24 protein-coding genes and 1 pseudogene are annotated in these 24799 nt (G+C 69.9%); 13 read left to right on the top strand and 12 right to left on the bottom strand.

The window, feature by feature from the left end:
* Positions 1 to 17 precede the first annotated feature (17 nt).
* Positions 18 to 245: a hypothetical protein gene (locus B118_RS30505; RefSeq protein WP_080645039.1), complete on the bottom strand. Its 228-nt coding sequence runs from the start codon at positions 243 to 245 to the stop codon at positions 18 to 20.
* Between the two features lie 185 nt (positions 246 to 430).
* On the opposite strand from B118_RS30505, the gene B118_RS0115580 reads away from it, so the two are divergent.
* Positions 431 to 1198 (top strand): helix-turn-helix domain-containing protein, encoded by a 768-nt coding sequence (locus tag B118_RS0115580; protein ID WP_018811877.1) that lies wholly within the window; start codon positions 431 to 433, stop codon positions 1196 to 1198.
* Positions 1189 to 1380, top strand: coding sequence for a DUF397 domain-containing protein (locus tag B118_RS0115575; protein WP_018811878.1), 192 nt, complete (start codon positions 1189 to 1191; stop codon positions 1378 to 1380). Before B118_RS0115580 ends, B118_RS0115575 begins: the two co-directional genes overlap by 10 nt.
* 113 nt (positions 1381 to 1493) lie before the next feature.
* Here the strand turns inward: B118_RS0115575 and B118_RS0115570 are convergent, their stop codons facing one another.
* On the bottom strand, positions 1494 to 2294 hold the full coding sequence (locus B118_RS0115570; RefSeq protein WP_026270782.1) for an MBL fold metallo-hydrolase: 801 nt from the start codon (positions 2292 to 2294) through the stop codon (positions 1494 to 1496).
* Positions 2295 to 2595: 301 nt separating this feature from the next.
* Here B118_RS0115570 and B118_RS0115565 point away from each other — a divergent pair, with 301 nt between their 5' ends.
* Entirely contained in the window at positions 2596 to 3207 is a 612-nt protein-coding gene (locus B118_RS0115565; protein WP_018811880.1) for a GNAT family N-acetyltransferase, read from the top strand.
* A 118-nt stretch (positions 3208 to 3325) separates the two neighbouring features.
* Here B118_RS0115565 and B118_RS0115560 read toward each other — a convergent pair whose 3' ends face one another.
* From B118_RS0115560 to B118_RS33670, 6 genes and pseudogenes are all read right to left on the bottom strand, one after another.
* A complete protein-coding gene (locus B118_RS0115560; RefSeq protein WP_026270783.1) occupies positions 3326 to 5557 on the bottom strand; it encodes an LppU/SCO3897 family protein in 2232 nt (743 codons plus the stop codon).
* A 364-nt stretch (positions 5558 to 5921) separates the two neighbouring features.
* The gene (locus B118_RS32415; protein WP_018221794.1) at positions 5922 to 6059 is read right to left on the bottom strand and encodes a hypothetical protein; all 138 of its coding nucleotides are present in this window, start codon (positions 6057 to 6059) and stop codon (positions 5922 to 5924) included.
* 230 nt (positions 6060 to 6289) lie between these two features.
* On the bottom strand, positions 6290 to 7777 hold the full coding sequence (locus tag B118_RS0115550; RefSeq protein ID WP_026270784.1) for a dihydrolipoamide acetyltransferase family protein: 1488 nt from the start codon (positions 7775 to 7777) through the stop codon (positions 6290 to 6292).
* A gap of 5 nt (positions 7778 to 7782) precedes the next feature.
* Positions 7783 to 8772 (bottom strand): alpha-ketoacid dehydrogenase subunit beta, encoded by a 990-nt coding sequence (locus tag B118_RS0115545; protein WP_018221792.1) that lies wholly within the window; start codon positions 8770 to 8772, stop codon positions 7783 to 7785.
* Positions 8772 to 9947, bottom strand: a complete 1176-nt coding sequence (gene pdhA, locus B118_RS0115540) for a pyruvate dehydrogenase (acetyl-transferring) E1 component subunit alpha (RefSeq protein WP_018221791.1) — start codon at positions 9945 to 9947, stop codon at positions 8772 to 8774. Before pdhA ends, B118_RS0115545 begins: the two co-directional genes overlap by 1 nt.
* Positions 9948 to 10565: 618 nt before the next feature.
* Positions 10566 to 10781: pseudogene (locus B118_RS33670) on the bottom strand (hypothetical protein).
* 287 nt (positions 10782 to 11068) lie between these two features.
* Here B118_RS33670 and B118_RS28360 point away from each other — a divergent pair.
* A complete protein-coding gene (locus B118_RS28360) occupies positions 11069 to 11443 on the top strand; it encodes a DUF805 domain-containing protein (protein WP_043541408.1) in 375 nt (124 codons plus the stop codon).
* A gap of 181 nt (positions 11444 to 11624) precedes the next feature.
* On the opposite strand, the gene B118_RS0115520 is transcribed toward B118_RS28360, so the two are convergent.
* Positions 11625 to 12848, bottom strand: coding sequence for a hypothetical protein (locus B118_RS0115520; RefSeq protein ID WP_018811883.1), 1224 nt, complete (start codon positions 12846 to 12848; stop codon positions 11625 to 11627).
* Between the two features lie 290 nt (positions 12849 to 13138).
* Between B118_RS0115520 and dnaK the strand changes: the two genes are divergently transcribed.
* The 5 genes from dnaK to B118_RS0115495 all read left to right on the top strand — a co-directional run bounded on the left by dnaK (position 13139) and on the right by B118_RS0115495 (position 17938).
* The gene (gene dnaK / locus B118_RS0115515; RefSeq protein WP_028192996.1) at positions 13139 to 14998 is read left to right on the top strand and encodes a molecular chaperone DnaK; all 1860 of its coding nucleotides are present in this window, start codon (positions 13139 to 13141) and stop codon (positions 14996 to 14998) included.
* A gap of 44 nt (positions 14999 to 15042) precedes the next feature.
* Complete coding sequence (grpE, locus tag B118_RS0115510; RefSeq protein ID WP_028192995.1) at positions 15043 to 15903, top strand: nucleotide exchange factor GrpE; 861 nt, start codon at positions 15043 to 15045, stop codon at positions 15901 to 15903.
* Between the two features lie 81 nt (positions 15904 to 15984).
* Positions 15985 to 17157, top strand: a complete 1173-nt coding sequence (gene dnaJ / locus B118_RS0115505) for a molecular chaperone DnaJ (RefSeq protein WP_018221785.1) — start codon at positions 15985 to 15987, stop codon at positions 17155 to 17157.
* A 43-nt stretch (positions 17158 to 17200) separates the two neighbouring features.
* Positions 17201 to 17641, top strand: coding sequence for a heat shock protein transcriptional repressor HspR (locus tag B118_RS0115500; RefSeq protein ID WP_018811886.1), 441 nt, complete (start codon positions 17201 to 17203; stop codon positions 17639 to 17641).
* A 102-nt stretch (positions 17642 to 17743) separates the two neighbouring features.
* Positions 17744 to 17938, top strand: coding sequence for a hypothetical protein (locus B118_RS0115495; RefSeq protein ID WP_018221783.1), 195 nt, complete (start codon positions 17744 to 17746; stop codon positions 17936 to 17938).
* An 84-nt stretch (positions 17939 to 18022) separates the two neighbouring features.
* Here B118_RS0115495 and B118_RS0115490 read toward each other — a convergent pair whose 3' ends face one another.
* The 3 genes from B118_RS0115490 to B118_RS0115480 all read right to left on the bottom strand — a co-directional run bounded on the left by B118_RS0115490 (position 18023) and on the right by B118_RS0115480 (position 20350).
* Entirely contained in the window at positions 18023 to 18454 is a 432-nt protein-coding gene (locus B118_RS0115490) for a hypothetical protein (RefSeq protein ID WP_018221782.1), read from the bottom strand.
* Positions 18455 to 18638: 184 nt separating this feature from the next.
* Complete coding sequence (locus tag B118_RS0115485; RefSeq protein WP_028192994.1) at positions 18639 to 19844, bottom strand: cation:proton antiporter; 1206 nt, start codon at positions 19842 to 19844, stop codon at positions 18639 to 18641.
* Between the two features lie 5 nt (positions 19845 to 19849).
* Positions 19850 to 20350, bottom strand: a complete 501-nt coding sequence (locus tag B118_RS0115480) for a cation:proton antiporter regulatory subunit (protein ID WP_026185539.1) — start codon at positions 20348 to 20350, stop codon at positions 19850 to 19852.
* 171 nt (positions 20351 to 20521) lie between these two features.
* On the opposite strand from B118_RS0115480, the gene clpB reads away from it, so the two are divergent.
* The 4 genes from clpB to B118_RS0115460 all read left to right on the top strand — a co-directional run bounded on the left by clpB (position 20522) and on the right by B118_RS0115460 (position 24767).
* Positions 20522 to 23113 (top strand): ATP-dependent chaperone ClpB, encoded by a 2592-nt coding sequence (gene clpB, locus B118_RS0115475; protein ID WP_018221779.1) that lies wholly within the window; start codon positions 20522 to 20524, stop codon positions 23111 to 23113.
* A 95-nt stretch (positions 23114 to 23208) separates the two neighbouring features.
* Positions 23209 to 23838, top strand: coding sequence for a DUF4178 domain-containing protein (locus B118_RS0115470; RefSeq protein WP_018221778.1), 630 nt, complete (start codon positions 23209 to 23211; stop codon positions 23836 to 23838).
* On the top strand, positions 23839 to 24345 hold the full coding sequence (locus B118_RS0115465; RefSeq protein ID WP_018811890.1) for a DUF2617 family protein: 507 nt from the start codon (positions 23839 to 23841) through the stop codon (positions 24343 to 24345).
* Positions 24342 to 24767: a DUF4247 domain-containing protein gene (locus B118_RS0115460; RefSeq protein ID WP_018221776.1), complete on the top strand. Its 426-nt coding sequence runs from the start codon at positions 24342 to 24344 to the stop codon at positions 24765 to 24767. The genes B118_RS0115465 and B118_RS0115460 overlap by 4 nt, the downstream gene beginning before the upstream one ends.
* The last annotated feature ends 32 nt before the right edge of the window (positions 24768 to 24799 follow it).

The raw sequence follows: 24799 nt of genomic DNA, 5'->3' as shown, positions 1-24799 counted from the left end.
GGGGAGGTGGTGGGGGTTCACCAGCGGCCTCCGTTGGCGCGCCATTGTTGGGCGGGGGTGAGCCGGCCGACGCGTCCGGGTTGGGGTTCGGCGAGGGTGGGTTGGGTCATCCACGCCGGCAGGTTGACCGGCAGATTCGCTGGGCGGCTCGGGCCCAGGGCTGGGGCGCGGTACGGCGCGTTTGTGCCGTGCGGGCGGGGCGGTGCGGCGTTCTTCTGACGCCGACGGAACCAGCGGATTCGCATTTGGTCTCCTTGGTGTTGGTGGAGGACCGCCCCACGGGTGGGGGCGGTCCGACAGCGCCTCCGGCGGGATAGGACCTCCACCGGCTCACGCCGTTTCGCGGAATCAGTCTGGCTATCAGTAGTGGACAGTAAAACCCCATCGACGTATGGTCCGAAGACATCCGAAATGCCTTCCGGAGGGGCCCATGAACGAGGCACTTCGGCTGGCCATGAACGAGGCTGGCCACACCGCTCAATCGCTCGCCGAACGGGTCGGGGTCGACCGGAAAACGACGACGCGGTGGCTCGTAAAGGATCATGTTCCGCACCCGGCGCACCGTACGGCGGCGGCGGATGCGCTCGGTGTGGACAAGGAAGACATCTGGCCGGACACTTCGAGACGTCGCAATCCGATCTGGTTCCGCCCGTGGCAGGAATTCGAACGTGAGGCGACGTCGCTGCGGTCATTTGAGTCCGTTGTTGTGCCGGGTTTGCTGCAGACCGAGGCCTACGCACGCGCGGTGCTGTCCAGTGGGGGTTTGCGGGGGCGCACGGCGGTCGACCGGCTCGTCGCCACCCGGCTCTCGCGCCAGGCCATCCTCACCAGGGAGGACCCGCCACAGTTCGCGGCCGTGGTTGACGAGGTCGCCCTCCGGCGCCCGGTCGGTGGCCGGGAGACGATGCGGGAGCAGGTGTCTGCGCTGTTGGCGGCGTGCGCGGCCCCCCACGTCCGGTTGCACGTGGTGCCGTTGACCGTCGGTGCCTACGCGGGCCTCAACGGGCCGTTCGTCATCGGCACCGGTGCGGACCATCGGATGGCGGTCTACCTGGACAGCCAGCTGGAGGGAGAGATGGTTAGCACCCCGAACGACGTAGCGGCGATACTGGAGGTGTGGGAGAACGTGCGGGGTGAGGCGTTGTCCCACTGGCAGTCAGTTGATCTTCTGAGGGAAGTGGCTGAATCATGGACTTGACCGGGGCACATTGGCGTAAGAGCAGCCGCAGCAGCGGCAACGGCGGTAACTGCGTCGAGGTCGCCGACAATCTGCCCGGTGTGGTGGGGGTCCGGGATTCCAAGGATCCGACCGGCCCGGCGCTGCTCTTCGGGCCGGCGTCGTGGCGGGCGTTCATCGCCCAACTCCCAGGACGCGACTGACCGACCACCGATACGCGACGCGCCCGTCCCCTCGCGGGGCGGGCGCGTCGTCGTCGGGCCACCTACCGCTTGTCGCGACGTCCGGCAGGAACCAACAGAACGCCAATCGCTCGCTATTGACCCCGCTCCTGGCCACCCGAGCTAAGGATGGCGAACGCCCCCGGATCATGTGCGGCGAACAGGGCCAGATCCGGTTCCGCGCGAGCCCGCACGGCCGCGAGGCGGGCGTGGTTCTCGCGTACCCGCTCTCGGTCGAACGCGGCGAGAGTTTCCAGCGCCCGCAGGACGAACGGCGTGCCCCCAGCCCCACCGATGCTGCCGGGGTGATAGAAGGTGTCACCGGCGTGCAGCAGCCACCGGTCGCCCGCGTCGACCGCTACGGCGGCGTGACCGCGAGTGTGACCGGGCAGCGGGATCAGGACAATCCCGGGCGCTATCTCATCCAGCGGCTTCACCCCTGCGAAGCCACGCCACGGTTCTCCCGCCGCACCATGTTCGATGATTCGTGGACCATGCCCCCACTGGGCGGGGCGAAACCGACTTCTCTCGCGCCGGGTCGGTGGGTTCTGCGCACCGAGCACCTCATCGGCGGTGGTGTGAACAGCCGCGTGCGGGAAGTCGGAGAGGCCGCCGATGTGGTCGGGGTCGAAGTGGGTGACGACGATATGCCGTACGTCGTCACGTCGGAAACCGAGCCGTTCGACCTGACGGGCGGCTGTCTCCGCCGGATCGAGTACGGGCCGCACGATGTGCCGTACCGGACCTATCCGGCCCTTGGGGTCGGCGATGTCGCCGAGACCATAGCCGGTGTCGATGAGGACCAGGCCGTTGTTGGCCTCGACGAGTAGCACGTGGCACACCAAAGGCAGATGGAACGCCCGCATGCTCCCACAGTTGAGGTGATGTACCTTCACTGTGCTGCGGCCGGACTGGGCAAGGACGTGTGGCGGACGTACCGAGGTTCCTTCATGGATGCGCAGCTGGTCACCAGGCGAATTAGATCCATGAGATGACTGCTTGTCTAGTAGTTCGGCCGAGCGGCTACCAACCATCCCCCGTGCGGGCGCGTTCGTCGTTGCGCCGGCGGGCTCCTTCGGCCTGGGTGATCTCCCTTCGGGTGCGCTGGATTACATGCTCACGGGCGGTGCGGAGACCTCATCGCGGTGCCTCCGTGTTGAGGACAAACCTATTGGCGGCGCGGCCGTATGTCGCGACATGATCGTTGCCATGGCGTCTCTCATCCCCTCGTTCGCTGTCAAGCCAACCCTGGTCGGAGAGTGGGTGCTGTTACGTCCGGTCGCTGCCGACGACGCCGTGGGGCTCGTCGAGATGCTGAGCGATCCCGAGGTTCGGCGGCTGACCGGAACACATGGCCAGGCGTGTCCCGGGACGGAGCTGGAACGCGCCGAGCAGTGGTACTCCTCTCGCGCCGGGCACGACAACCGGTTGGATCTGGCGATCGTCGAACAACGCACCAACAGCTACGTGGGGGAGGTGGTCCTGAACGAGTTGGATGCCGACAATCGGTCCTGCTCGTTCCGGATCGCGCTGGTGGGCCCTCGGGTCTTTGGCCGTGGCTACGGCACCGAGGCCACCCGCCTGGTTCTGTCTCATGCCTTTGGGACCGTTGGCATGCATCGGGTGACGCTGGAGGTCTTCGCCTTCAACCCGCGGGCCCGGCATGTCTACGAGCAGGTCGGCTTCGTCCACGAAGGTACGATGCGCCAGGCACTGCACTGGCAGGGCGACTGGGTCGACGCTCACCTCATGGCGCTCCTCGCCGAAGACTGGTCGGCGCATCGCGGGTATCCCAAGCTCAGCGGATAGCTACGCCGCTTCAACCAGTGGCAGTACTGCTGGCTGACGTTGTAGCTGCCCTGTTTCTGTTGAAACGACCGATGGTGGGGCCACAGTCGACATGTGGCCCCACCATCGGTCGGGCTGTTCAGTTGGTCTTTTCGAGGCAGAGCACCCGGTCGTTGCCGGAGCCCGAGAGGATCAGTTTCGGCCCCGGGCACTCTTCCTCGGAGTTCACTCTCGACACGACTGTGTGTGCCTCGGCGTCACCGCAGTCCACCGCTTCCCCTGTGTTCCCCGATTGCTTGACGCAGCTTCCGACTGCCGGGTTGAAGCTCTGTGCCGAATCGTTCCCGCCGATCTTGCCGAGCAGCATGAGCAGCCCCAGCGGTATGGCCAGGATCAGCACCGCGGCGACGAGCACCGCAGCCAACACCCGGCCGTTACGGACCTTTGGAACAGGCGCATCGGCAGCTGGCTCGGCGATCGGTTGGAACGCGTCGAAGCGGCTTTGGTCCGCGTCCGAACTGGCCGAGCCATTCTGGTCCCAGGATGGGGTTGAGGGCTGCGCTGGCGGCTGGGCCTGGTCCCAGGCTGAGGTTGGGGGCTGGGCCTGGCCCCAGGCCGGGGCCGGGGGTTGGGCCTGGTCCCAAGCCGGGGTCGGGGGCTGCGCCGGTGGTGGGAACGCTGCCTCGGGTTGCGGGGCGAAGGCGGTGGTGCTGTTGACGCTGGCGGCACCCGTCACCGGTTCGCCGAATCGATCGGCGGGGCGTTCCTCGCCCGGATGTGGCCGGGTGCCATTGACCGGTCGGTCGCTGGCCTGGGCGTCGGTGAAGGCGGGGATGTTCGGCGGGAAGGGCGCCGCGGGAGCTGGTACGACGGGCGCGTAGCCGGCGGGGCGTTCCTCGCTGCCGCGACCGAAGCCACCGTCCGAACTAAAGCCGCCGTCCGAACCGAAGCCGCTGCCGGGGCTGGGTTCGTTGGCTGGGCCGAAGCCACGGTTGGCGTCGAGCCCAGTGTCTTGGCCGTCCTCCGGCGGACTCTCCGGAGTGAATCGTTGCGGGTCGGCCTGGTAGCCGTCGACCTCGGCTGGCTCCGGCGGCGCGGGTCGGCCGTACACGCGTGGCTGTGGCGCTGACACGGGGGCTACCTGGGCCGGGTCGACCGGAGGCGTCACCCGGTTGCCCAGCGGCACAGCGGCGCTGGCCGAAACACCGCCGGACACTGCCGGGGGTGCGGGCTGATCGGCGGGCTCCGGGGACGTGCGCGGCGCGGGCACCGCCGGAGGCGCGGAGGGCTCGCCCGGTCCGGCCGGCGGGGGCCATCCGTGCTGGTCCGCCTCGAATCCAGGGTCGGGGCGAGCAGGTTCCGGGGCGCCCGGCGGCGCGGAAAAATCGGCCGGCGCGGCGAATCCAGCCGGTGGTGGCACAGCGGCCGGTGGTGGTGGCGTGGCGAAGTCGGCCGGTGGTGGCACAGCGAAGTCGGCCGGTGGGCTGGCCGCCAGGCTGGCGCCGGGTATCCGCTGCTCCTGCGGCGGGAGCGGGACCGCATTGGCGGGAGAGATGCCGGGGCCCAGCGTTGGCTGGTAGGCCGGAGGCTCCTCGGGGGCGGCCGGCTCCTGCCCGGTAGCCGCCGAACGTTCGGCGTTACCCCAGGCCTCCTCCGGCGCCCACGGTTCGACGCCGGGCATGTTCAACCCATCGGCCGCGCTGCGTGGTGCGGGTACCCAGGGCGGTGTGGGGCGCTCGCCGGGCGTAGCCGTGCCGGTGAAGCTCGACGGCGGCTCCCCGGGCTGCCAGCCGCCCTCGTTGCTGGTGGCGACAGCGGGACTTCCGGGCGCCCAAGCGGCTGCCTCGGGTGCCCAGCCGCCCGACGGTGCCGGATCTGGTTGGCCGGCTCCGACGTTCCACTCGGGGATCGGCGCTGGCCGGCCGCTCGCCGCGGGGGCGTCCGGTATGGACTGGCTGGGCGCTGGCTGGGGCACCTGCGCGGTGGCCCGGATGACCGGGGGCGGCTGCTGCGTCCAGGCCGGTTCGGTGGACTGGGGCGGGGCCCAAGCCGCCTCCGGTGGGCCGCCGCGTCCCGGCCCAGGCTGCGACATCTCCGGGTCCGGGGCCCATCCCGCCGAAGCGGGCGTCATGTGCGGTTCCGGTGGCGCGGCGGTGCCCCTCGCGGGGACCGGTGGTGCCTCGGTTGCCCAGGCGGGCCCGGGCGGGCTGGGGTGGGCGGGGGGCGGAGGCGCCCAGCCCAGGTCCGGCTGCCCCGCGGCGTATCCGTTGTCCTGCTGCCCCGGCCGGTCGCCATATGGCGTCGGTCCGCCAGCGCCCGGCGACGCCTCTTCCGGCTGCTGGCCGGGGTGGTGCGTGCCTTCGGACGTCATGCGTGCGCCTCCTCCATCAGCTTCGGCCGCGGACGCCGGTGCGCGACACGGCAACCGGCATCGCCGGTCCGCGCGCCCCGGCCGCTCTCCGCACCGTATCCGGTCCTCCTGAAGGGAGGTTTCGGGAGCGTCGGGCCGCTACTCCGTGTTGCCGGGCGGTTTCGATTGGGTTCGATCCGGAACCGCCCTGCCGCATCGGCGGGCGACGACCGAACACCACCGTACCGGGCGACGGGTGACGGCGAAATCCCGGTGTCAGCCGCCACAGGACCCGGTCGACGCGTGCGCGCAGCCGAACGGCGAAGGCCCGTCCGGCGGAGCCGGACGGGCCTTCTGGGAGGAGGCGAGAAAAGTCGTGGGCGGGTCAGTACATCTGACGCTGCGCGATGGTGAGGATCTCGTCGCGGACCGCCGGCGAATTGGCGGAACGCAGCGCGCGCTCGATGGCACGGGCGCGGCGGCTGGCGTCGCGACGGTTGCGGAATCGGTCGATCATGCTCATGGGGTCTCACTCCTGGCTATTCGGTTGTCGTTAGCCCCTGCTGACACCAATTGAAGCGCAACCGAGTCCGAGATCGCCAACGATTCTTAGGTGAGCTCGGACACGAGCCGAACGATCTAAGGCAAGTAAGCTGTCTGACCGAAGGTGTCTCGCCAAAGGTGACGGCCGGTGTGCCCGGGGCGTCAACCCCGGGCACACCGGCCGTCAGTGGATCAGCCGATCGCTACCGGTCAGGTCCAGGCGAGTAGCGCCGCCTCCGGGTCGGCGAGGAAGTCGCCGATGTCCCGTAGGAAGCGCGACCCGAGTTCCCCGTCGATGATCCGATGGTCGAACGAGAGCCCCAGCGTGGTGACCTGGCGGGGCCGGACCTTGCCCTTGTGCACCCACGGCATCTTGCGGACCGCGCCGAAGGCCAGGATCGCCGACTCGCCCGGCGGCAGAATCGGGGTACCGGTGTCCACGCCGAAGACCCCCACGTTGGTGATGGTCAACGTGCCACCGGACATGTCCGCCGGTGAGGTCTTTCCGGCCTTGGCGGTCTGAACGAGATCGGTCAGCGAGTCCGCCAGTTCCCGCAGGGTGAGCCGCCCCGCGTCCTTCACGTTCGGCACGATCAGGCCACGCTCGGTCGCCGCCGCGATGCCGAGGTTGACGTAGTCCTTGACGACGATCTCCTCGCCCGCCCAGGTCGAGTTCACCATCGGGTGCCGCCGGACCGCCAACAGCACGGCCTTGGCGACCAGCAGCAGCGGGGAGACCCGAACATCCCGCCACTCCCGCCGCTGGCGGAGCCGGTCCAGGGCCTTCATCGCCCGGGTCATGTCGACGGTCAGGAACTCCGTCACGTGCGGCGCGGTGAACGCCGAGCGGGACATGTTCTCCGCGGTCAGCTTCCGGACCCCCTTGACCGGGATCCGCTGCTCGCGGTGCGCCCCAACGCTCGCCGCCGGGCTACCGACCGCCGCGGCCGCCGCCAGCGGTTGCGCCGTCGTCACGGTGGCGCTCGCCGCCTGCCGTACGTCCTCCCGGCTGATTGAGCCGAGCGGACCCGACCCGATCAGGGTGGACAGGTCGACGCCGAGATCCTTCGCGAGCTTGCGTACCGGGGGCTTGGCCAGCACCCGAGCGCCACCGGCCGGACCGCTGTGCCCGTTGCCGGTGGCACGCGGACCGCTGGCCGCCGGCGCGGGAGCCGTCTGGGCCGGTACGGGAGCCGGCTGGGCCGGTACGGGAGCCGGCTGGGCGGGTACGGGGGCGGCCTGGGCTGGCGCGGCCGGAGCGACACCCTTGCGGGGGCGGCGCTTCGCGGCGGTGGTACGCGGGCCGTAGCCCACCAGCACGGGAGTGCGCCCACCGGACGCGGCATCGCCGTTCTGACCGGACTCGGCCGAGCCCTTGGCGGGCTCCCCCGCCGCCGACGAGGCCTTCGCGGCGTCGTCGGTCGGCTCCGGCGTCTCCAGCGGGCCGGCGGTCGGATCCGTGTCGATCGCGATGATCGGCGTTCCGACCTCGACGGTCGCCCCCTCCGCCTGGAAGATCGACTGCACCCGGCCGGCCCACTTCGCCGGGATCTCGACCGCCGCCTTGGCGGTCTCCACCTCGACGATGGGCTGGTTCAGCTCAATCGTGTCGCCGACCTTGACCAGCCAGCTGAGGATCTCCCCCTCGGTCAGGCCCTCGCCCAGGTCGGGCAGGTTGAATTCCTTGACTCGCGACATCTCGCTCACCAGCCGAAGGTGCGGTCGACGGCGTCGAGCACCCGGTCGAGGTCGGGCAGGTACTCCTCCTCCACCCGGGAGGCCGGGTAGGGGATGTCGTAGCCGGTAACCCGCAGCACCGGAGACTCCAGGGAGTAGAAGCACTCCTCGGTGATCCGGGCCGCGACCTCGGCTCCGAGGCCGATGTTCGACGGCGCCTCGTGCACCACGACGGCCCGCCCGGTGCGGCGCACCGACTCGTACACCTGGCCCAGGTCCAGCGGGGCGAGCGTGCGCAGGTCGATGACCTCCAGCTCACGGCCGTCCTCGGCGGCGGCGGTCGCCGCGTCCAGGCAGGTACGCACCATCGGCCCGTACGCGATCAGGGTCGCGTCGGTGCCGGGCCGCGCGACCCGGGCGGCCTGCAGCGGGTAGGCCTCCGGGAGCGGCTGGTCGACCTCGACCGGGCCCTTCTCCCAGTAGCGGCGCTTGGGCTCCAGGAAGACGATCGGGTCGTCCGATGCGATGGCCTGCTGGATCATCACGTACGCGTCCTGCGGGTTGGCGCAGGTGGCGACCTTGAGCCCAGGGGTGTGCGAAAAGTACGCCTCCGGCGACTCGGAGTGGTGCTCCACCGCCCCGATGCCGCCCCCGAACGGAATGCGGATCACCATCGGGATCTTCAGCTTGCCGCGGGAGCGGTAGTGCATCTTCGCCACCTGCGACACGATCTGGTCGTACGCCGGGTAGACGAAACCGTCGAACTGGATCTCGCAGACCGGCCGGTAGCCGCGGATGGCCAGGCCGACCGCGGTGCCGATGATGCCCGACTCGGCGAGCGGGGTGTCGATCACCCGCTGGTCGCCGAAGTCCTTCTGCAGCCCGTCGGTGATCCGGAACACGCCGCCGAGCTTGCCGACGTCCTCGCCCATGATCACGACCTTCGGGTCGTCCTCCAGGGCCTTGCGCATGCCGGCGTTGAGGGCCTTGCCGAGGGTGAGGGTCTCCGTGGCCATCAGTGCGCGCTCCCCTCGAACGACTCCAGGTACTGCGTGAACTGCGCCCGCTGCTGGTCAACCAGGGGCGATCCGTTGGGGTAGACGTGGTCGAACATGCTGCTCGGCTCCGGGTTCGGCATCTCCAGCACCCGCTCGCGCAGGTGCACCGACTCGCGCTTGGCCTGCTCGTCCACCTCGGCGAAGAAGTCGTCGCCGGCGATCTTCTGCTTTTCCAGGAAGGCCTTCATCCGGGCGATCGGATCCTTCGCCTGCCAGGCCTCGACCTCGCTGGCGATCCGGTACCGGGTGGGGTCGTCGGAGGTGGTGTGCGCCCCCATCCGATAGGTGTACGCCTCGATCAGGCTCGGCCCCTGCCCGTGTCGCGCGTTGTCCAGCGCGTGCCGGGTCACCGCGTAGCTGGCCAGTACGTCATTGCCGTCCACCCGGACGCCGGGGAAGCCGAAGCCGGCGGCCCGCCGGTAGAGCGGGATGCGCGTCTGGCGCTCCAGCGGCTCCGAGATGGCGTACTGGTTGTTTTGGCAGAAGAAGACCATCGGCGCGTTGAAGACGCTGGCCCAGACGAACGACTCGTTGACATCGCCCTGGCTGGTGGCGCCGTCACCGAAGTAGGCGATCACCGCCTCGCCCTCGTCGGTGCCGGTCTTGCCGTCCATGGTGATGCCCATGGCGTACCCGGTCGCGTGCAGCGTCTGCGCCCCGATCACGATCGTGTACATGTTGAACTTGAACTCGTTCGGGTCCCAGCCGCCCTGGTCGACTCCGCGGAACAGGCCCAGCGGCATGATTGGGTCGATGCCCCGGCAGTAGAGGACGCCATGTTCCCGGTAGGTCGGGAAGGCCATGTCCTGCGTACGCAGCGCCCGACCGGAACCGACCTGGGCCGCCTCCTGGCCGAGCAGGCTCGCCCAGAGGCCCAGCTCGCCCTGCCGCTGCAGGGCGGTCGCCTCGGCGTCCAGCTTCCGCACCAGCACCAGGTCCCGATAGAAGCTGCGGTACTCCTCGTCGGTGAAGTCGACCCGGTATTCGGTGCCGTCCGGCCCGGTCACACTCTCGATGCGCTCACCTTCGGGGGTGAGCAGCTGCACCAGCTCGGGGTCGCCGGTCGCGCCCTTCCTGGATCGGGGTACGGCCCGCCGGCCGCGGGTGCTGACCCCGGGGTCGCCTTTTGCCATCCGTCTCTCCCTGTCGTGTCTGCGTCGGCGTCGGGGGTAACCCGACGGCGCGCAACTCGTGCGCCTGCCCGACTGCTGCCGGACAAGATCCTGGCGGCCACGCCTAGCCCCGGTGAGGGTTGCCGCGCGGCGTGAGCCGGATCCAGGGGAGTGGATCCGGTTCGGGAGCGCCGGCGTCCAGCCGTACCGCCTGCGGGGTGCGCGGAGGTCCGGCTGCGTTGCCGTCGTGGTCCATACTCGCATCACACGTGAGCACGCCCACAGTCCGGCCCGGCCGCGTCCGGCCGGGTGCCCGCTTTGTTATCCGGATTCCCGAGTGTCGACGGCAGTGGTGCAACGCCAACCGGGACGGTTCGTGCCACTCCTGGCGTATTGGCGTGTCGACACGCTGTGCTAATTGTTATACGCAGTGTTACTACCTCAGAGTGAGGGTACTGCCAGCGCCGAGGCTGCCCGGTCGGGGTCACTCCCGTTGGCTGAGGACGACGAGGAGGGTGGCGTGTCCGAGGCAGGTGACGCGGCGGGCCCTCTCCCTGCCGGCCGGCACCGCTCGGCTCCCGGCTATCGACGGCTCGTCGGCGCTCACCGTGCCCCCAGCGGCGCACGTTCCTCCCGCGGCTACCTGTTCACGATGGCGCTGCTCGCCGGGACCGCTTCTATGCCGCTGCTCGCCGCGGCCGGTGCTGGCTCGGCCATGGTGCCTCCGTCGGCCACCATGCCCCCGTCGGCTGACCGGTCCTCGCCGCCGTCGTCCACGCCAGCGGTCTCGCCGCCCCCATCACCCTTGCCATCCGTTGTGTCGCCTCCCTCCCCTGCGCTCTATCCGTCCCCCACGCCCTCTCCCCATGCGCGTCGAACATCGCCCCAGCGTGCCAGTTACCGGATTTTTGCACCTTTATAGGTGTAGGTCAGGTCTTATTCATTAATGGACAATTGATATCGGTATCTGTGTTGCGTATTTGTAACATTGCTCGCGGCAAAGTCATATTTCAGATAGCTCCCCGGTCATGGATGTGGCTCTGAATCGGTCTTTCGGTATTCCGGTTGCAGGAGTTGGTGGCGGCTATGGCAAGATCGTCTGGCCAGTCCAGCTGATTTCACCTAATTAATTTGGAGCTATTGTGTCGTTTGTCGATGCCATTCGTTCAGTACTTACCCAGTACCTCGGATTCCGTGGGCGGGCTCGTCGTTCTGAATACTGGTGGTTTTATCTCTTCCACTCCATCCTCGGTTTCCTGGCGGCGTGCCTTAGTGGTGAGGCGGGCGGCTCCTACATTGCCGTGATCGTGGGCCTGGCACTCATCCTGCCGTCACTCGCGGTCAGCGTGCGACGTCTGCATGACACCGATCGTTCCGGCTGGTTCTTGCTGCTCGCGCTGATCCCGATTGTCGGGGGGATTGTCCTGTTGATTTTCTACGTGCAGGACAGCAAGCCCGGTCCGAACCGCTTCGGTCCCAACCCGAAGGACCCCGCCGTCCCCGGCCTGGTCGCCTGAGACGCTTCGGCCGCTGGTCAGGGCCGGCCCGGCCAGGTCAACGGACCGTAGGCCGAGCTGCTCAACCAAGCCCCCCAACTGGTGCCGAAGGCTTTGATGTGCGTCAAAGCCTTCGGCATCAGTGTGTTCGAGGTGGGAGGCCGATGCGTCGCGGGCCTTTCGTTCGTGTGAGGGCCGGTGTTCAGGACCCTTCGTCGGTGAGATGGTGTCGGTTCGCCTCGATCCACGCGTCGAGTGCGGCCGGGTCGTCCGGGTTGACGCCGTCCGCGAGTAACTGCGCGACCGCCGCGGTCGCCGGGCTGCGCCGCTCGCCGGTGCTGTAGAGGCGGGCGAATTCCGGCACCATCTCATCAATAGCGGCATTGGTGCGGGCCGTCGCCGATGCTGACAGCCCTCGCCTGCGGCCCGCGTACGCCGCCCAACCCCGCACCACCCGTGGTAGGAGCGCCGCGTCGTCCATGTCCAGGACGGCCCGCCGGTGCACCCAGTCCAGCAGGAACAGCCCGGCGACCGTCGGGCTCCACCGCAGCGGGTCGGGGTCGGTGAAGGTGGCGGTGTGATCCAGCAGCAGCCCGAGGCAGAAGTGCAGGGAGGCCAGCTGATCGTCGTCGAGGGAGTCCAGCCCGAGCTGGGCGGCCTCCGGTGCGGCGAGGAACCGCCGGATCAGGTCCGTCCGCTCCGCCGTGGTGAGTGGCTCCGCCCGCTGCTGGGTTGCTGTCGCCCGGCTGGTTGGCAGCAACGTGAGTCGGGCCCCGACCAGGGCGCGGTCGGTGGCGAGGGACCCTTCTCCGGGTAGCTCGCTGAGCTCGTCGGTGATGGCCAGATGCCGGCTCACCTCGGTGTGCATGGCGGCTGGTGTCTCGTCCCGGAACCAGGTCAGCTCGTCTTCGGCGCACATCTGGCGGATCTGGTCGAGGACCCGGGCCGGTGGGCCACCGACGAAGATGTCCTTGGTGATGCCGATGTTGTGGTCCACGAGTGCCACCAGGGCGTGTTCCGGTCCGCCCGCCGGATCGTCGTAGGCGAAGGTCGCCAGGTAGGAGGTCTGGTCGCCGAAGACGTCCCCGTACGCCCAGCAGCCGGTGAGGTGGACCCGGCCGAGCTGCCCCGACCAGGCGGGTGCGGCGGCGCCCGGCCGGACCCGGTCGGCCCCGGGCGCGTCCGGCACCAACGCGGCGAAGACCGAGCGGATGGTGGTGGCCGCCGCCGCCCGGCGGCGGGAGGTGGCGGCGAGGAAGTCGCGGACGAAGGCGCGGACGGCATCGTCTCGGTGGGCCTCGGCGACCGCGTAGACGCTGCCCAGCAACGCCGCGCCGAGCCGCTCCGCGTCCAGGGCGTTGTCGAGCTCGGCCACATCCCGAGCCGCGTGTAGCACCGCGTCGTAGGGGGTCTGCGCAGTTCCCATCCACCGACCCTACGCTGCTGTCCGCCCACGGTGGCATCGGAAGCGGCCGGGCGTCCCACCACCCCCGATAGGTCCCGCGCCCCCAGGTCGCGGCCGGCTTGGGGATGGAGTCGGGGTGGTAGGCCGGGCGACCATGCGGCGACGAAGAGTGACTTGCGCCGGGTACGCTCAACCCCGACTTGACGATCGCCGACGGCATGGCAGTATTGAGTCCGGTCCACTCAACTTGTGCGGGATGCGCTGCGGCGGCGCCCGTAAACGGTTCAATCGAACGAAGCGAGGAAGCGAAGATGGCACGTGCGGTCGGCATCGACCTCGGCACGACGAACTCCTGCGTCAGCGTCCTGGAGGGCGGTGAGCCCACCGTGATCGCCAACGCCGAGGGCTCGCGGACGACCCCGTCGATCGTCGCCTTCGCCCGAAACGGCGAGGTGCTCGTCGGTGAGGTCGCCAAGCGGCAGGCGGTGACCAACCCGGACCGGACGATCCGGTCCGTCAAGCGGGAGATCGGCACCGACTGGTTCGTCGACATCGACGACAAGAAGTACACGCCGCAGGAGATCTCGGCTCGTACGCTGATGAAGCTCAAGCGGGACGCCGAGGCGTACCTGGGCGAGCAGATCACCGACGCCGTGATCACCGTTCCGGCGTACTTCAACGACGGCCAGCGGCAGGCCACCAAGGAGGCCGGTGAGATCGCCGGCTTCAACGTGCTGCGGATCGTCAACGAGCCGACCGCGGCCGCCCTGGCGTACGGGCTGGACAAGGGCTCCAAGGAGCAGACCGTTCTGGTCTTCGACCTCGGCGGCGGCACCTTCGACGTGTCGTTGCTGGAGCTGGCCGAGGGCGTCATCGAGGTCAAGTCGACCAGCGGCGACAACCTCCTCGGCGGGGACGACTGGGACCAGCGGATCATCGACCACCTGGTCAAGACCTTCAACGGTGAGCACGGCATCGACCTCGCCCAGGACAAGATGGCGATGCAGCGCCTCAAGGAGGCGGCGGAGAAGGCCAAGATCGAGCTGTCCGCCGCCGCCACCAGCAACATCAACCTGCCGTACATCACCGCTGGTGCCGCCGGCCCGCTACACCTCGACGTGACGATCACTCGCGCCGAGTTCCAGCGGATGACGCAGGACCTGCTGGACCGCTGCAAGGTCCCGTTCGAGCAGGCCGTCAAGGACGCCGGGATCAAGGTCGCCGACGTCGAACACGTCATCCTGGTCGGTGGCTCGACCCGGATGCCGGCCGTGACCGAGCTGGTCAAGCAGCTCACCGGCCGGGACCCGAACAAGGGCGTGAACCCGGACGAGGTCGTCGCCGTCGGTGCCGCCCTGCAGGCCGGTGTGCTCAAGGGCGAGGTCAAGGATGTCCTGCTGCTCGACGTGACCCCGCTGAGTCTCGGCATCGAGACCAAGGGGGGCATCTTCACCAAGCTGATCGAGCGCAACACCACCATCCCGACCAAGCGTTCCGAGGTCTTCACCACGGCCGACGACAACCAGCCGTCCGTGCTGATCCAGGTCTTCCAGGGTGAGCGGGAGATCGCCGCCTACAACAAGAAGCTCGGCACCTTCGAGCTGACCGGCCTGCCGCCGGCGCCGCGCGGCATGCCGCAGATCGAGGTCACCTTCGACATCGACGCCAACGGCATCGTGAACGTCCACGCGAAGGACACCGGCACCGGCAAGGAACAGAAGATGACGGTCACCGCTGGCTCCTCGCTGCCGAAGGAGGACATCGAGCGGATGCGTCGGGACGCCGAGGAGCACGCAGAGGAGGACAAGCTGCGGCGGGAGGAGGCGGAGACCCGCAACGTGGCCGAGGCACTGCAGTGGCAGACCGAGAAGTTCCTCGCCGAGAGCGGCGACAAGCTGCCCACCGAGTCCCGGGACCAGATCAACGAGGCGCTCGGCGAGCTGCGCAGCGCCCTCGGTGGTCAGGACATCGAGAAGATCAAGTCTGCGCACGCGCAGCTGGCCCAGGTTTCCCAGCAGGCCGGCTCCCAGCTCTACACCCAGCAGCAGGGTGAGCAGGCCGGTGCGGCCGGCGACCAGGCGGGTGCTCAGGCGGGTGCTCAGGCCGGCGGCCCGGACGACGTGGTCGACGCGGAGATCGTGGACGAGGACAAGGACAAGGACAAGAAGTGACCGTTCTCGGACACGGGTTCCACGTACAGGGATGAGGTAGCCGTATGACGGACAAGCCACGAGCCACCGACCCGGACGCTGCCGGGTCGGTGCCGGGTGGCTCCGCCTCCGCCGGCGATGCCGGTGCGGAGCCGCGGGTCGTGATCCGTGACAACCGCAAGATCCGCGATGCCACGGGGTCCGGCTCGGAGGCCGCCGACGCGGAATCCGGCTCGGACCCGGCGAGCACCGCCTCGGATACGGCCGGCTCCGGCTCGGACACGGCGAGCACCGCCGCGGATGCCGCCGGCTCCGGCTCGGACGCCACCGCCGCCGACGCCGGGTCGGACGTCCCGGCAGCCGGGCTGGTCGAGGAGGCGGATGTCGTGGTTGACGAGATTCAGGCCGAGACCACCGAGGAGACGTCCGCCAACCCACCGGTGGTGGACGCGCCGGCCGAGCCGGTTGACGCCGCCACGGCGACCTCACTCGGTGCGGAGTTGGAAGCGTTGCGGGTCGATCTGGATGAGCGGACTCGGGACCTACAGCGGGTGACCGCGGAGTACGCCAACTACCGCAAGCGGGTTGACCGAGATCGGGCGCTCGTCACCGAGCAGGCCACCGGCTCGGTGCTCGCCGCGCTGCTGCCGATCCTCGACGACCTGGACCGGGCTCGTGAGCACGGCGACCTGGTGGGACCGTTCGGATCGGTGGCGGAGCAGCTCACCACCGCGCTCGGCAAGTTCGGGCTGACCCCGTTCGGCGCCGAGGGCGACCCGTTCGACCCGACCCAGCACGAGGCGGTGACGCACCAGACCTCCGCCGAGGTCACCGAGCCGACCTGCGTACAGGTCATGCGGCGGGGCTACCTGGTGGGGGAGCGGTTGCTGCGGCCGGCGTTGGTCGGAGTCGCCGACCCGGAGTGAACGGGTGACACGACGGCATGATCGTCCCGCCCGCCCGACCGGGGCGGGCGGGACGATCACTCGACGGAAGGGGGCGGACCGGTGAGTTCCAAGGACTGGATCGAGAAGGACTACTACGCCGCCCTTGGAGTGGGCAAGGCCGCCTCCGCTGACGAGATCAAGAAGGCGTATCGGAAGCTGGCGCGCGAGTCGCACCCGGATCGCAATCCTGGCGACACGTCAGCCGAGGAGCGGTTCAAGGCGGCCTCCGAGGCGTACACGGTGCTTGGCGATGACGCGAAGCGCCAGGAGTACGACGAGATGCGGTCGTTGTTCGGTTCGGGCGCGTTCCGGCGTAACGCCGGCGGAGCGGGCCCGCCCGGCGGGATGCCGTTCGATGTTGGTGACCTGTTCGGCGGCGCGGCCGGTGGCGACCGGCGGTTCAGCGGGGCTGGGTTTCAGAACCTGTTCGGTTCGATCTTTCCGGGTGGGGGTGGGGCCACATCGCGGGGCCCGGCTCGGGGACGGGACGTGGAGACCGAGGTCGCGCTCGACTTCGACGACGCGATGCGCGGGGTGACCCTGCCGCTGACGTTGCGGACGCCGGGGGTGTGTGAGACCTGTCGTGGCGACGGGGCGAAGCCGGGCACGCAGCCGCGGGCCTGTCCGACCTGTCGCGGTGCCGGGGTAACCACCCGTAATCAGGGCTCGTTCAGCTTCTCCGAGCCCTGTTCTGACTGTCAGGGCGTCGGCACGGTGGTGGACGAGAAATGCCCGGAGTGCCAGGGCAGCGGTGGCGTCACCAAGAACCGGACGTTGAACGTCCGGTTCCCGGCTGGGGTGTCCGACGGTCAGCGGATCCGGCTGGCGGGGCGGGGGGAGCCCGGGGCCCGGGGCGGGCCCGCCGGTGACCTGTTCATTCAGGTCCGGGTCAGTCCGGACGACCTGTTCGGCCGAGCCGGTGAGGACCTGACACTGACGGTGCCGATCACCTTCGCGGAGGCGGTACTCGGCACTGATCTGCGGGTACCCACCTTCGATGGCGCGGTAACTCTCCGGGTGCCTCCGGGTACGCCGAGCGGACGCGTCCTTCGGGCCCGGGGCAAGGGGGTGGCCCGTACCGATGGACGGGCCGGCGATCTGTTGGTCACCCTTGAGGTGGTGGTACCAGAGAAGCTGTCAGAGGAGGCCCGGGCGGCGTTGGAGACGTTCGTTGCCCAGACCCCGCCGGCTGCTCGGGAACATCTCGACGCGCGGGTGCGTCGGGGGAGCTGACCGGGCGGCGGGCTCGGTGGAGTGCACGCGGAGGTGAGCGGGGATGGCGGACAACTTCGTCGGTGCGGATGACCCTGCCTACGAGGCCAAGGTGCTGATGATCTCGGTGGCTGCCCGGATGGCGGGCATGCACCCACAGACGCTGCGCCAGTATGACCGGCTCGGTCTGGTGCAGGCCGGCCGTGCGGCCGGGGGTGGTCGTCGGTACAGCGTCCGGGACGTGGTGCTGCTCCGCGAGGTGCAGCGGCTCAGCCAGGACGACGGCATCAACCTGGCCGGGGTGAAGCGGATTATCGGGTTGGAGCGGCTGCTGGAGCAGGCGCAGCAGCGGGTGGCCCGGCTGGAGGTGGAGCTGGAGGCCGCGTACCGCCGGATCGCCGAGTTGGAGGCGGTGGCCCGCTTCCCCGGCAGCGACCTGGTGCCTGCCCGTCGTACCTCCACCGCGCTGGTGGTCTGGCGTCCCCGGCGGAACCCGGAGCGGTGAGCTCGTGCCGGATTCGGGGTTCGGCCCCGGGGAGCGTCCAGGTCGGCTAATCTCAGGATTAGCTCCAAATCTACCCAAATCGGACGTCGCTGGTAGGGGGTCATGGCGGAAACAGCCAAGAGTCTCGCCCAACAGGCGGAGGAGAGCCTCGAGCAGGTGGCCGAGGCGGTCCGAAAGCGGTTCGACGAGCTCACTGAGGGAAGGTTCAGCGACCAGATCAGGCAAGGACGGTTCGCGGAATCGGGTGACTCTGGCGCCGACCAGGGACACCCCGCGGATCAGCATCAGCGTCGCTGACCGAGCCGGTCGACCGATGGGCGGGCCGGGACCCACGGGGGGTCCCGGCCCAACCGGTCACACGGGGGGTCCCGGCCCATCGGGTCAGGGGAGGCGGCGGTTCTCCCGGACCAGTCCCCCCTCGCACCAGTCGCGGTAGACGAAGACGTCCGGTTGGGCCAGCAGGATCCGGCTGTTCCGCGCCCACGTCCGCATCGGCTCGTCCCCCTCCCGCTCGGCCCGCTCCACCAGCTTCCAGAACCGCCGCTTCGGGTGGGCCCGAAACCCCGATCGGATCCCGCCCGCGGCGTAGATGTAGAGGCAGTGCAGCGCGAAGCGGCGGGCCGGACAGGCCGGATCCATCGCCAGGTCGAAGAGGGTGGCTACCAGCCCGTTGCCGGCGACCAGGAGATCCCAGTCCTGCGGCATGGAGGCCAACGGCACCGAGTCGGGTTGGTAGGCCCAGGCCCGTAGCTCCGCCGGTGACGGGTCGACGGGGTTCGCGAAGCCACGAAAGGTCGAATCCTGCGCACTCACCGGCCAACCCTCCGCTCTTCACCTGGGCGACGGCCCCGGGTACCCCTTTCCCCGCTGTTGGGCGGCAACGGTAACGCGAGCATGCCAGCGGCGGTAGCCCTCGCCGGGGCGGAGTCATTACCCGAGGGGGGCGGGGCCGGGCCGCCGGTGGCCCGCGCGGGGCAGGCCACCGAGGCGGGGCGGATCAGTCCCCGACAGGCACCGGTTGGGTCTGCTGCTTGGCGGCGCGTTGCCGCAGCCAGCTCTTGAACCAGTCGAGGTCGGGCACCCGGGCGAGCGTCGGCCCGACCACCACGGTGATCAACACGTACGCCGTGGCGAGCGCGGCCAGTTGCGGATCGACACTTCCGGCCGCCACCGCCAGCCCGGCGATGACGATGGAGAACTCCCCGCGCGGTACCAGGGTGAGTCCGGTGCGCCAGCGGCCGGGCTCGGCGATGCCGGCCCGCCGGGCGGCGAGGTACCCGGTGAGCGTCTTCGTGCCCATCGTGACCACCGCCAGCGCGAGCGCCGGCAGTAGCACCGGCGGGATGTCGCGTGGGTCGGTGACCAGCCCGAAGAAGAGGAAGAACACCGCGGCGAACAGGTCCCGCAGCGGCGTCAGGAGTTGGGTGGCATGGTGCGCGACCGGTCCGGAGATCGCGATGCCGACCAGGAACGCACCGACGGCGGCCGAGACCTGGAGCTTCGCGGCGACCCCGGCGACCAGCAGGGTCAGGCCGAGTACGCCCAGGAGCAGCGCCTCCGGATCACGGGCCGACATGACGTTCGAAATGGTCCGGCCATACCGGATCGCGACCACCAGCACGACCAGCACCGTGGCGACCGCGACGGCGAGCGCGGCGCCGCCGGCGACCAGCCCGGCTCCGGCCAGGACGGCGGTGAGTAGCGGCAGGTAGAAGGCCATCGCCAGGTCTTCGATGACCAGCACCGACAACACCACCGGGGTTTCCCGGTTGCCGAGCCGACCCAGGTCGCTGAGGACCTTCGCGACCACGCCGGAGGAGGAGATCCAGGTGATGCCGGCGAGTACGACCGCCGCCACCCAGTCCCAGCCGAGCAGCAGTGCGAAGGCGGCGCCGGGCAACGCGTTGAGCAGCCCGTCGATCAGCCCGGCCGGCGCGGCGGCTCGGAGGTTGCCGACCAGCTCGCTCGCGGAGTACTCCAGGCCGAGCATGACCAGCAGGAGGATCACGCCGATTTCGGCGCCGATCGCGAAGAACTCCTCGCTGGCCTTGAAGCCAAAGACACCGCCGTGCCCGAAGAGGAGCCCGGCGAGTAGGTAGAGGGGGATGGGGGAGAGCCCGATCCGGCGGCTGAGTCGGCCGAGGAGTCCGAGCAGGAACAGCAGCGCGCCGACTTCGATGAGCAGTGTGGTGGTGTCGTGCATCCGCCTCAGCCGTCCGGGTCGCCGTCGGCGAGGATGGCAGTCACTCCGTCGAGACCCTGTCGAGTCCCGACCACCACGACAACGTCACCGGCCGCGAAGCGGAATGCGGGTTCTGGGGAGACGATCACCTCGCCGTGGCGAAGCACCGCCACGATCGAGGCGCCGGTGCGGGTACGTGCCTTCGTGTCGCCGAGCTTGCGGCCCACGTACGACGAGGCCGCGGGGATGGCGACCTGCTCGGTCAGCAGCCCGGCGGCCTGCTCCCGCAGCCCGGAGAGCTGGCCGAGGAGCAGCGACGCGCCGAGGATGTCGGCGAGCGCCTCGGCCTCGTCGTCGGTCAGCGGGATGTCGGCCTGGCAGGCGTCGGGATCATCCGGGTCGTAGAGGACGAGATCTCGCCGGCCGTTGCGGTGGGAAACCACGCCGAGCCGCCGTCCGGACTCCGTCATCAGATCGTGGCGGACACCGATCCCCGGAAGAGCAGTCTGTTCGACACGTACTCGCACGTGGACAAGGCTACCGCGCGCGTCAGGTCGAGATGATCGAGCGGGATCACGGAGCCAGTGTCAGTGGGACACCCCCGATTGGGTGACTCACTTCACACCGGCAAAGTTGAGCGGAATAGGCTCAACTTTGGCAGTGTCCGTACCAGTGGACACGCCGACCCGGGGGAGCCCATGAACACCGAACGTCTCACCACGAAGAGCCGCGAGACCATCACCGGCGCCGTCGCCCTCGCTGGGCAGCGTGGACATGCCACCGTGGAGCCCTGGCACCTGCTGCTGTCCCTGCTGGACACCGCGGGATCAACCGCGGTCGGCCTGCTGCGCGCCACCGGAGCCGACCCGGACGAGTTGCGCCGGGCTGCCCAGCGTGCGGTAGCTGCGCTGCCCGTCGCCCGTGGGTCCAGCGTCGCCGAGCCGACCCTGGCCCGGGAGTTCGTCAACGCCATCGGCGCCGCCGAACAGATCGCCCGCCCGCTCGGCGACGAGTACACCTCGACCGAGCATCTGCTTGCCGGCCTGGCCCAGGTCGGCGGCGCGGTGTCGGCGGCGCTGGGGAGTGCCGGGGCCACCGAGGAGGCCCTGGTGGCCTCGTTCCCGACCGTACGGGGCGGGGACCGTCGGGTCACCAGCGCCGACCCGGAGCAGACCTACCAGGCCCTCGCGAGGTACGGCGTTGACCTCACCGCCAGCGCCCGGGATGGCCGGATCGACCCGGTGATCGGCCGGGACACCGAGATTCGCCGGGTGATCCAGGTGCTGTCTCGGCGGACGAAGAACAACCCGGTCCTGATCGGCGAGCCGGGCGTCGGCAAGACCGCGATCGTCGAGGGCCTGGCCCAGCGGATTGTCGCCGGTGACGTCCCCGAGTCGCTACGGGACAAGAAGCTGGTCTCCCTGGATCTCGGCGCGATGGTGGCCGGCGCGTCGTACCGGGGCCAGTTCGAGGAACGGCTGAAGTCCGTCCTTGAGGAGATCAAGAATTCGGATGGGCAGGTCATCACCTTCCTGGACGAACTGCACACCGTCGTCGGCGCTGGTAAGGGCGAGGGCGCGATGGACGCCGGCAACATGCTCAAGCCCATGCTGGCCCGGGGCGAGCTGCGGATGGTGGGCGCGACCACGCTCGACGAATACCGCCAGCACGTCGAATCCGATCCGGCCCTGGAACGTCGGTTCCAGCCGGTGCTGGTCGGTGAGCCAACCATCGAGGACACCGTCGGAATCCTGCGGGGGCTCAAGGAGCGGTACGAGGTGCACCACGGCGTGCGGATCACCGACGGCGCGCTGGTCGCCGCCGTCACCCTGTCCGACCGTTACATCACCGACCGGTTCCTGCCGGACAAGGCCATCGACCTGGTCGACGAGTCCGCGTCCCGGCTCCGGATGGAGATCGACTCACGGCCGGTCGAGGTGGACGAGATCGAGCGGGCGGTGCGCCGCCTCGAGATCGAGGAGATGGCGCTGGCGAAGGAGGCAGACGCCGCATCCGTCGAACGGCTGGAGCGGCTGCGCAAGGAACTGGCCGACAAGCGCGAGCAGCTCACGGCCCTTTCTGAACGCTGGCAGACCGAGAAGCGGCACATCACCCGCCTCTCCGCCGCCAAGGAGGACCTGGAGCGGCTCAGCGGGGAGGCCGAGCGGGCCGAGCGCGACGGCGAGCTGGAGCGCGCCGCCGAGCTGCGGTACGGGCGGATCCCGACGCTCAGGGCCGACCTGACCGAGGCGGCGGAGGAGCTGGCCCGGCTCCAGGCGGACGGTGCGATGCTCAAGGAGGAGGTCGGTGCGGATGACGTCGCCGCCGTGGTCGCCTCCTGGACCGGCATTCCCGCCGGCCGGCTCCTGGAGGGCGAGACGGCGAAGTTGCTGCGGATGGAGGAGTCGCTCGGCGAGCAGGTGGTCGGCCAGGCCCGGGCCGTGGGCGCTGTCGCCGACGCGGTCCGGCGGGCCCGTGCCGGTATCGCGGACCCGGACCGCCCGACCGGCAGCTTCCTCTTCCTCGGTCCGACCGGGGTCGGCAAGACCGAGCTGGCCAAGGCGCTCGCGGGGTTCCTCTTCGACGACGAGCGGGCAATGGTGCGAATCGACATGAGCGAGTACGGCGAGAAGCACTCCGTCGCCCGCCTGGTCGGCGCCCCACCCGGCTACGTCGGGTACGAGGAGGGTGGTCAGCTCACCGAGGCGGTACGCCGTCGGCCGTACTCGGTGATCCTGCTCGACGAGGTGGAGAAAGCCCACCCGGACGTCTTCGATCTCCTCCTGCAGGTGCTCGACGACGGCCGGCTCACCGACGGCCAGGGCCGGACGGTGGACTTCCGCAACGCCATCCTGATCCTCACCTCGAACCTCGGCTCGTCGGTGGTGGGTGACCTCACCGTGGCGGAGGAGCAGCGCCGCGAGGGCGTCCTGGCGGTGGTTCGGTCGCACTTCAAGCCGGAGTTCCTCAACCGCCTCGACGACACCGTGGTATTCGCCGCCCTCCAGGGCGAGCAGCTGCGGGCCATCGTGGACATCCAGCTGGAGCGGATGCGCCGACGGCTCGCCGACCGTCGGCTGGGTCTGGAGATCACCGACCCGGCTCGGGAGTGGCTCGCCGAGCACGGCTACGACCCGGTTTACGGCGCCCGCCCGCTTCGCCGCCTGGTGCAGACCGCCATCGGTGACCAGCTGGCGAAGGCACTGCTGGCCGGGCGAATCCGCGACGGTGACACCGTCCGGGTGGGCCTGACCGACGGCAGGGACGCCCTCACCGTGACCGCCGCCTAGGCGCCCCTCGTCGCCCGGGTGCGGGCGCTTGCCAACTCCGCCGAGGTGCGCCGGGTTGTTATCGTCTCCGATCGACATGCCTGGGGAGGTGGTCGGTGAACGGGCCGGTGGCGTATCTGCTGACGACGGTGGGCTGCCTGGCGGTGGTGGCCGGGGTGGTGATCGCCGCGTGGGCCCAGCGCCGGACCAGCCGCCGTCCCCCCGGTACGCGGGTCGCCCAAGAAGACCCGCTGCGCGATCGCGACGCGGACGCCCTTCGGGGCGACCCGCGGCGACTCAAGCCCGGGGACCTCGTCGAGGTCTCCGGCGGCGTGACGTACGCGGTGCGCGGCTCCGTCCGGCTGGTGGAAGGTGCGTGGAGCTGGACGGAACACCTGCTCGACGACGCGGACGGCGTCCGGCGCTGGCTCTCCGTGGAGGAGGATCCAGAGCTGGAACTGGTGCTCTGGGCGGCCGAACCCGGCACGACGATCACCCCGGGGGCGCCGACCATCGACTTCGCCGGCCGCCGCTACCGCTGGAGTGAGTCCGGTCAGGCCCGCTACACCGCGGTCGGCACCACCACGCTCGACCCGAGCGGCACCCTGCGCTACCACGACTATCAGGCCTCCGGCGGCGAGCGGCTGTCGTTCGAGGCGTACGGCGAGGCGGGCTGGGAGGTGGCCCGCGGCGAGCGGCTGCACCGCTCCGAGGTGATGATCTATCCGCGGGACGAGGTGGCCTGAGTGCTCGTCACCCTGGTCGCACCCTATGTCGACACCTGTGCCACCGACCTCAGCCTGGCGCTTGACGACGCCCCGCGACCCGCGCTGCACGTACTCCAGGTCGATTTGCCCGGCGCGGTCCAGGTGCGGCTGCGCCTGCTCGGCGCCTCGCACCAGGTGATGCTGCGTGCCCCGGGCGCCGCGCTGACCGAGACGGTGGCGTGCCTGCCCGGTCGCCGCCCCGACCTGCCCGACCGGGTCCACGACGAGTCCACCGGCTACCGGTTCACCGCCACCGTGCTGCGCCCCGGCGACGAGGGCCTGCGGGAACGGGTGGCGGCGCTGCGCGCCGAACTGGCGGATGACCCGTACGCCCTGGTCGGTGTCTTCCCCGGCGACGTTGATGCGGTGACCGCGTTGGCGGTGCGTCCGGGCCGGTCGGGCGGTGCCCTCGGCTGGCGCACCTGGCACGCGTACCCGCAGACCCGGGAGCTGGTCCTGACCGAAACGGTGGTGACTCCGCGATGACGTACCGACGCTGGTTTGTGGTGGGGACGGCGTTCGCCCTTCTCGGCGTGTTGGTCGTGGCCATCGCCATCAGCTACGGCAGCTTCTCCCCGCGCGGCTTCGTCGAGGACCGCTACCAGCGGGCCGCCGCGCACGACCTCGACAGCGCGGCGCTGGCCTACAGCTCGACGAAGCAGCCGAGCCAGGTGGCCCAGGAGCTCACCGACGCCTGGCAGCCGGCGGACCAGTACGTCGACAGCACCGGCGTCTATCTGCGCTACGACGATGATTCGGTGGTGATCCGGCCGGTCGCCGCGGGCTCACTGATCCTTCTGGAACGGCTTACCACCGCGTACCCGCGCTACCACTCCCGGGTCGGAGGCCACTGGGGCTGGGGTCGGGGCAACACCGTCCGGGGCGGTGGCCCGGGCAGCGGCAAATAGGACCTCTGTCGACCGAACGAACCCCTGGAGCG

Source organism: Salinispora pacifica CNR114, from assembly GCF_000514775.1.
Classification (GTDB): Bacteria; Actinomycetota; Actinomycetes; order Mycobacteriales; family Micromonosporaceae; genus Micromonospora; species Micromonospora pacifica.
The sequence above is the reverse complement of the archived record's forward strand: the minus strand, read 5'-3'. Positions and strand labels throughout refer to the sequence as shown.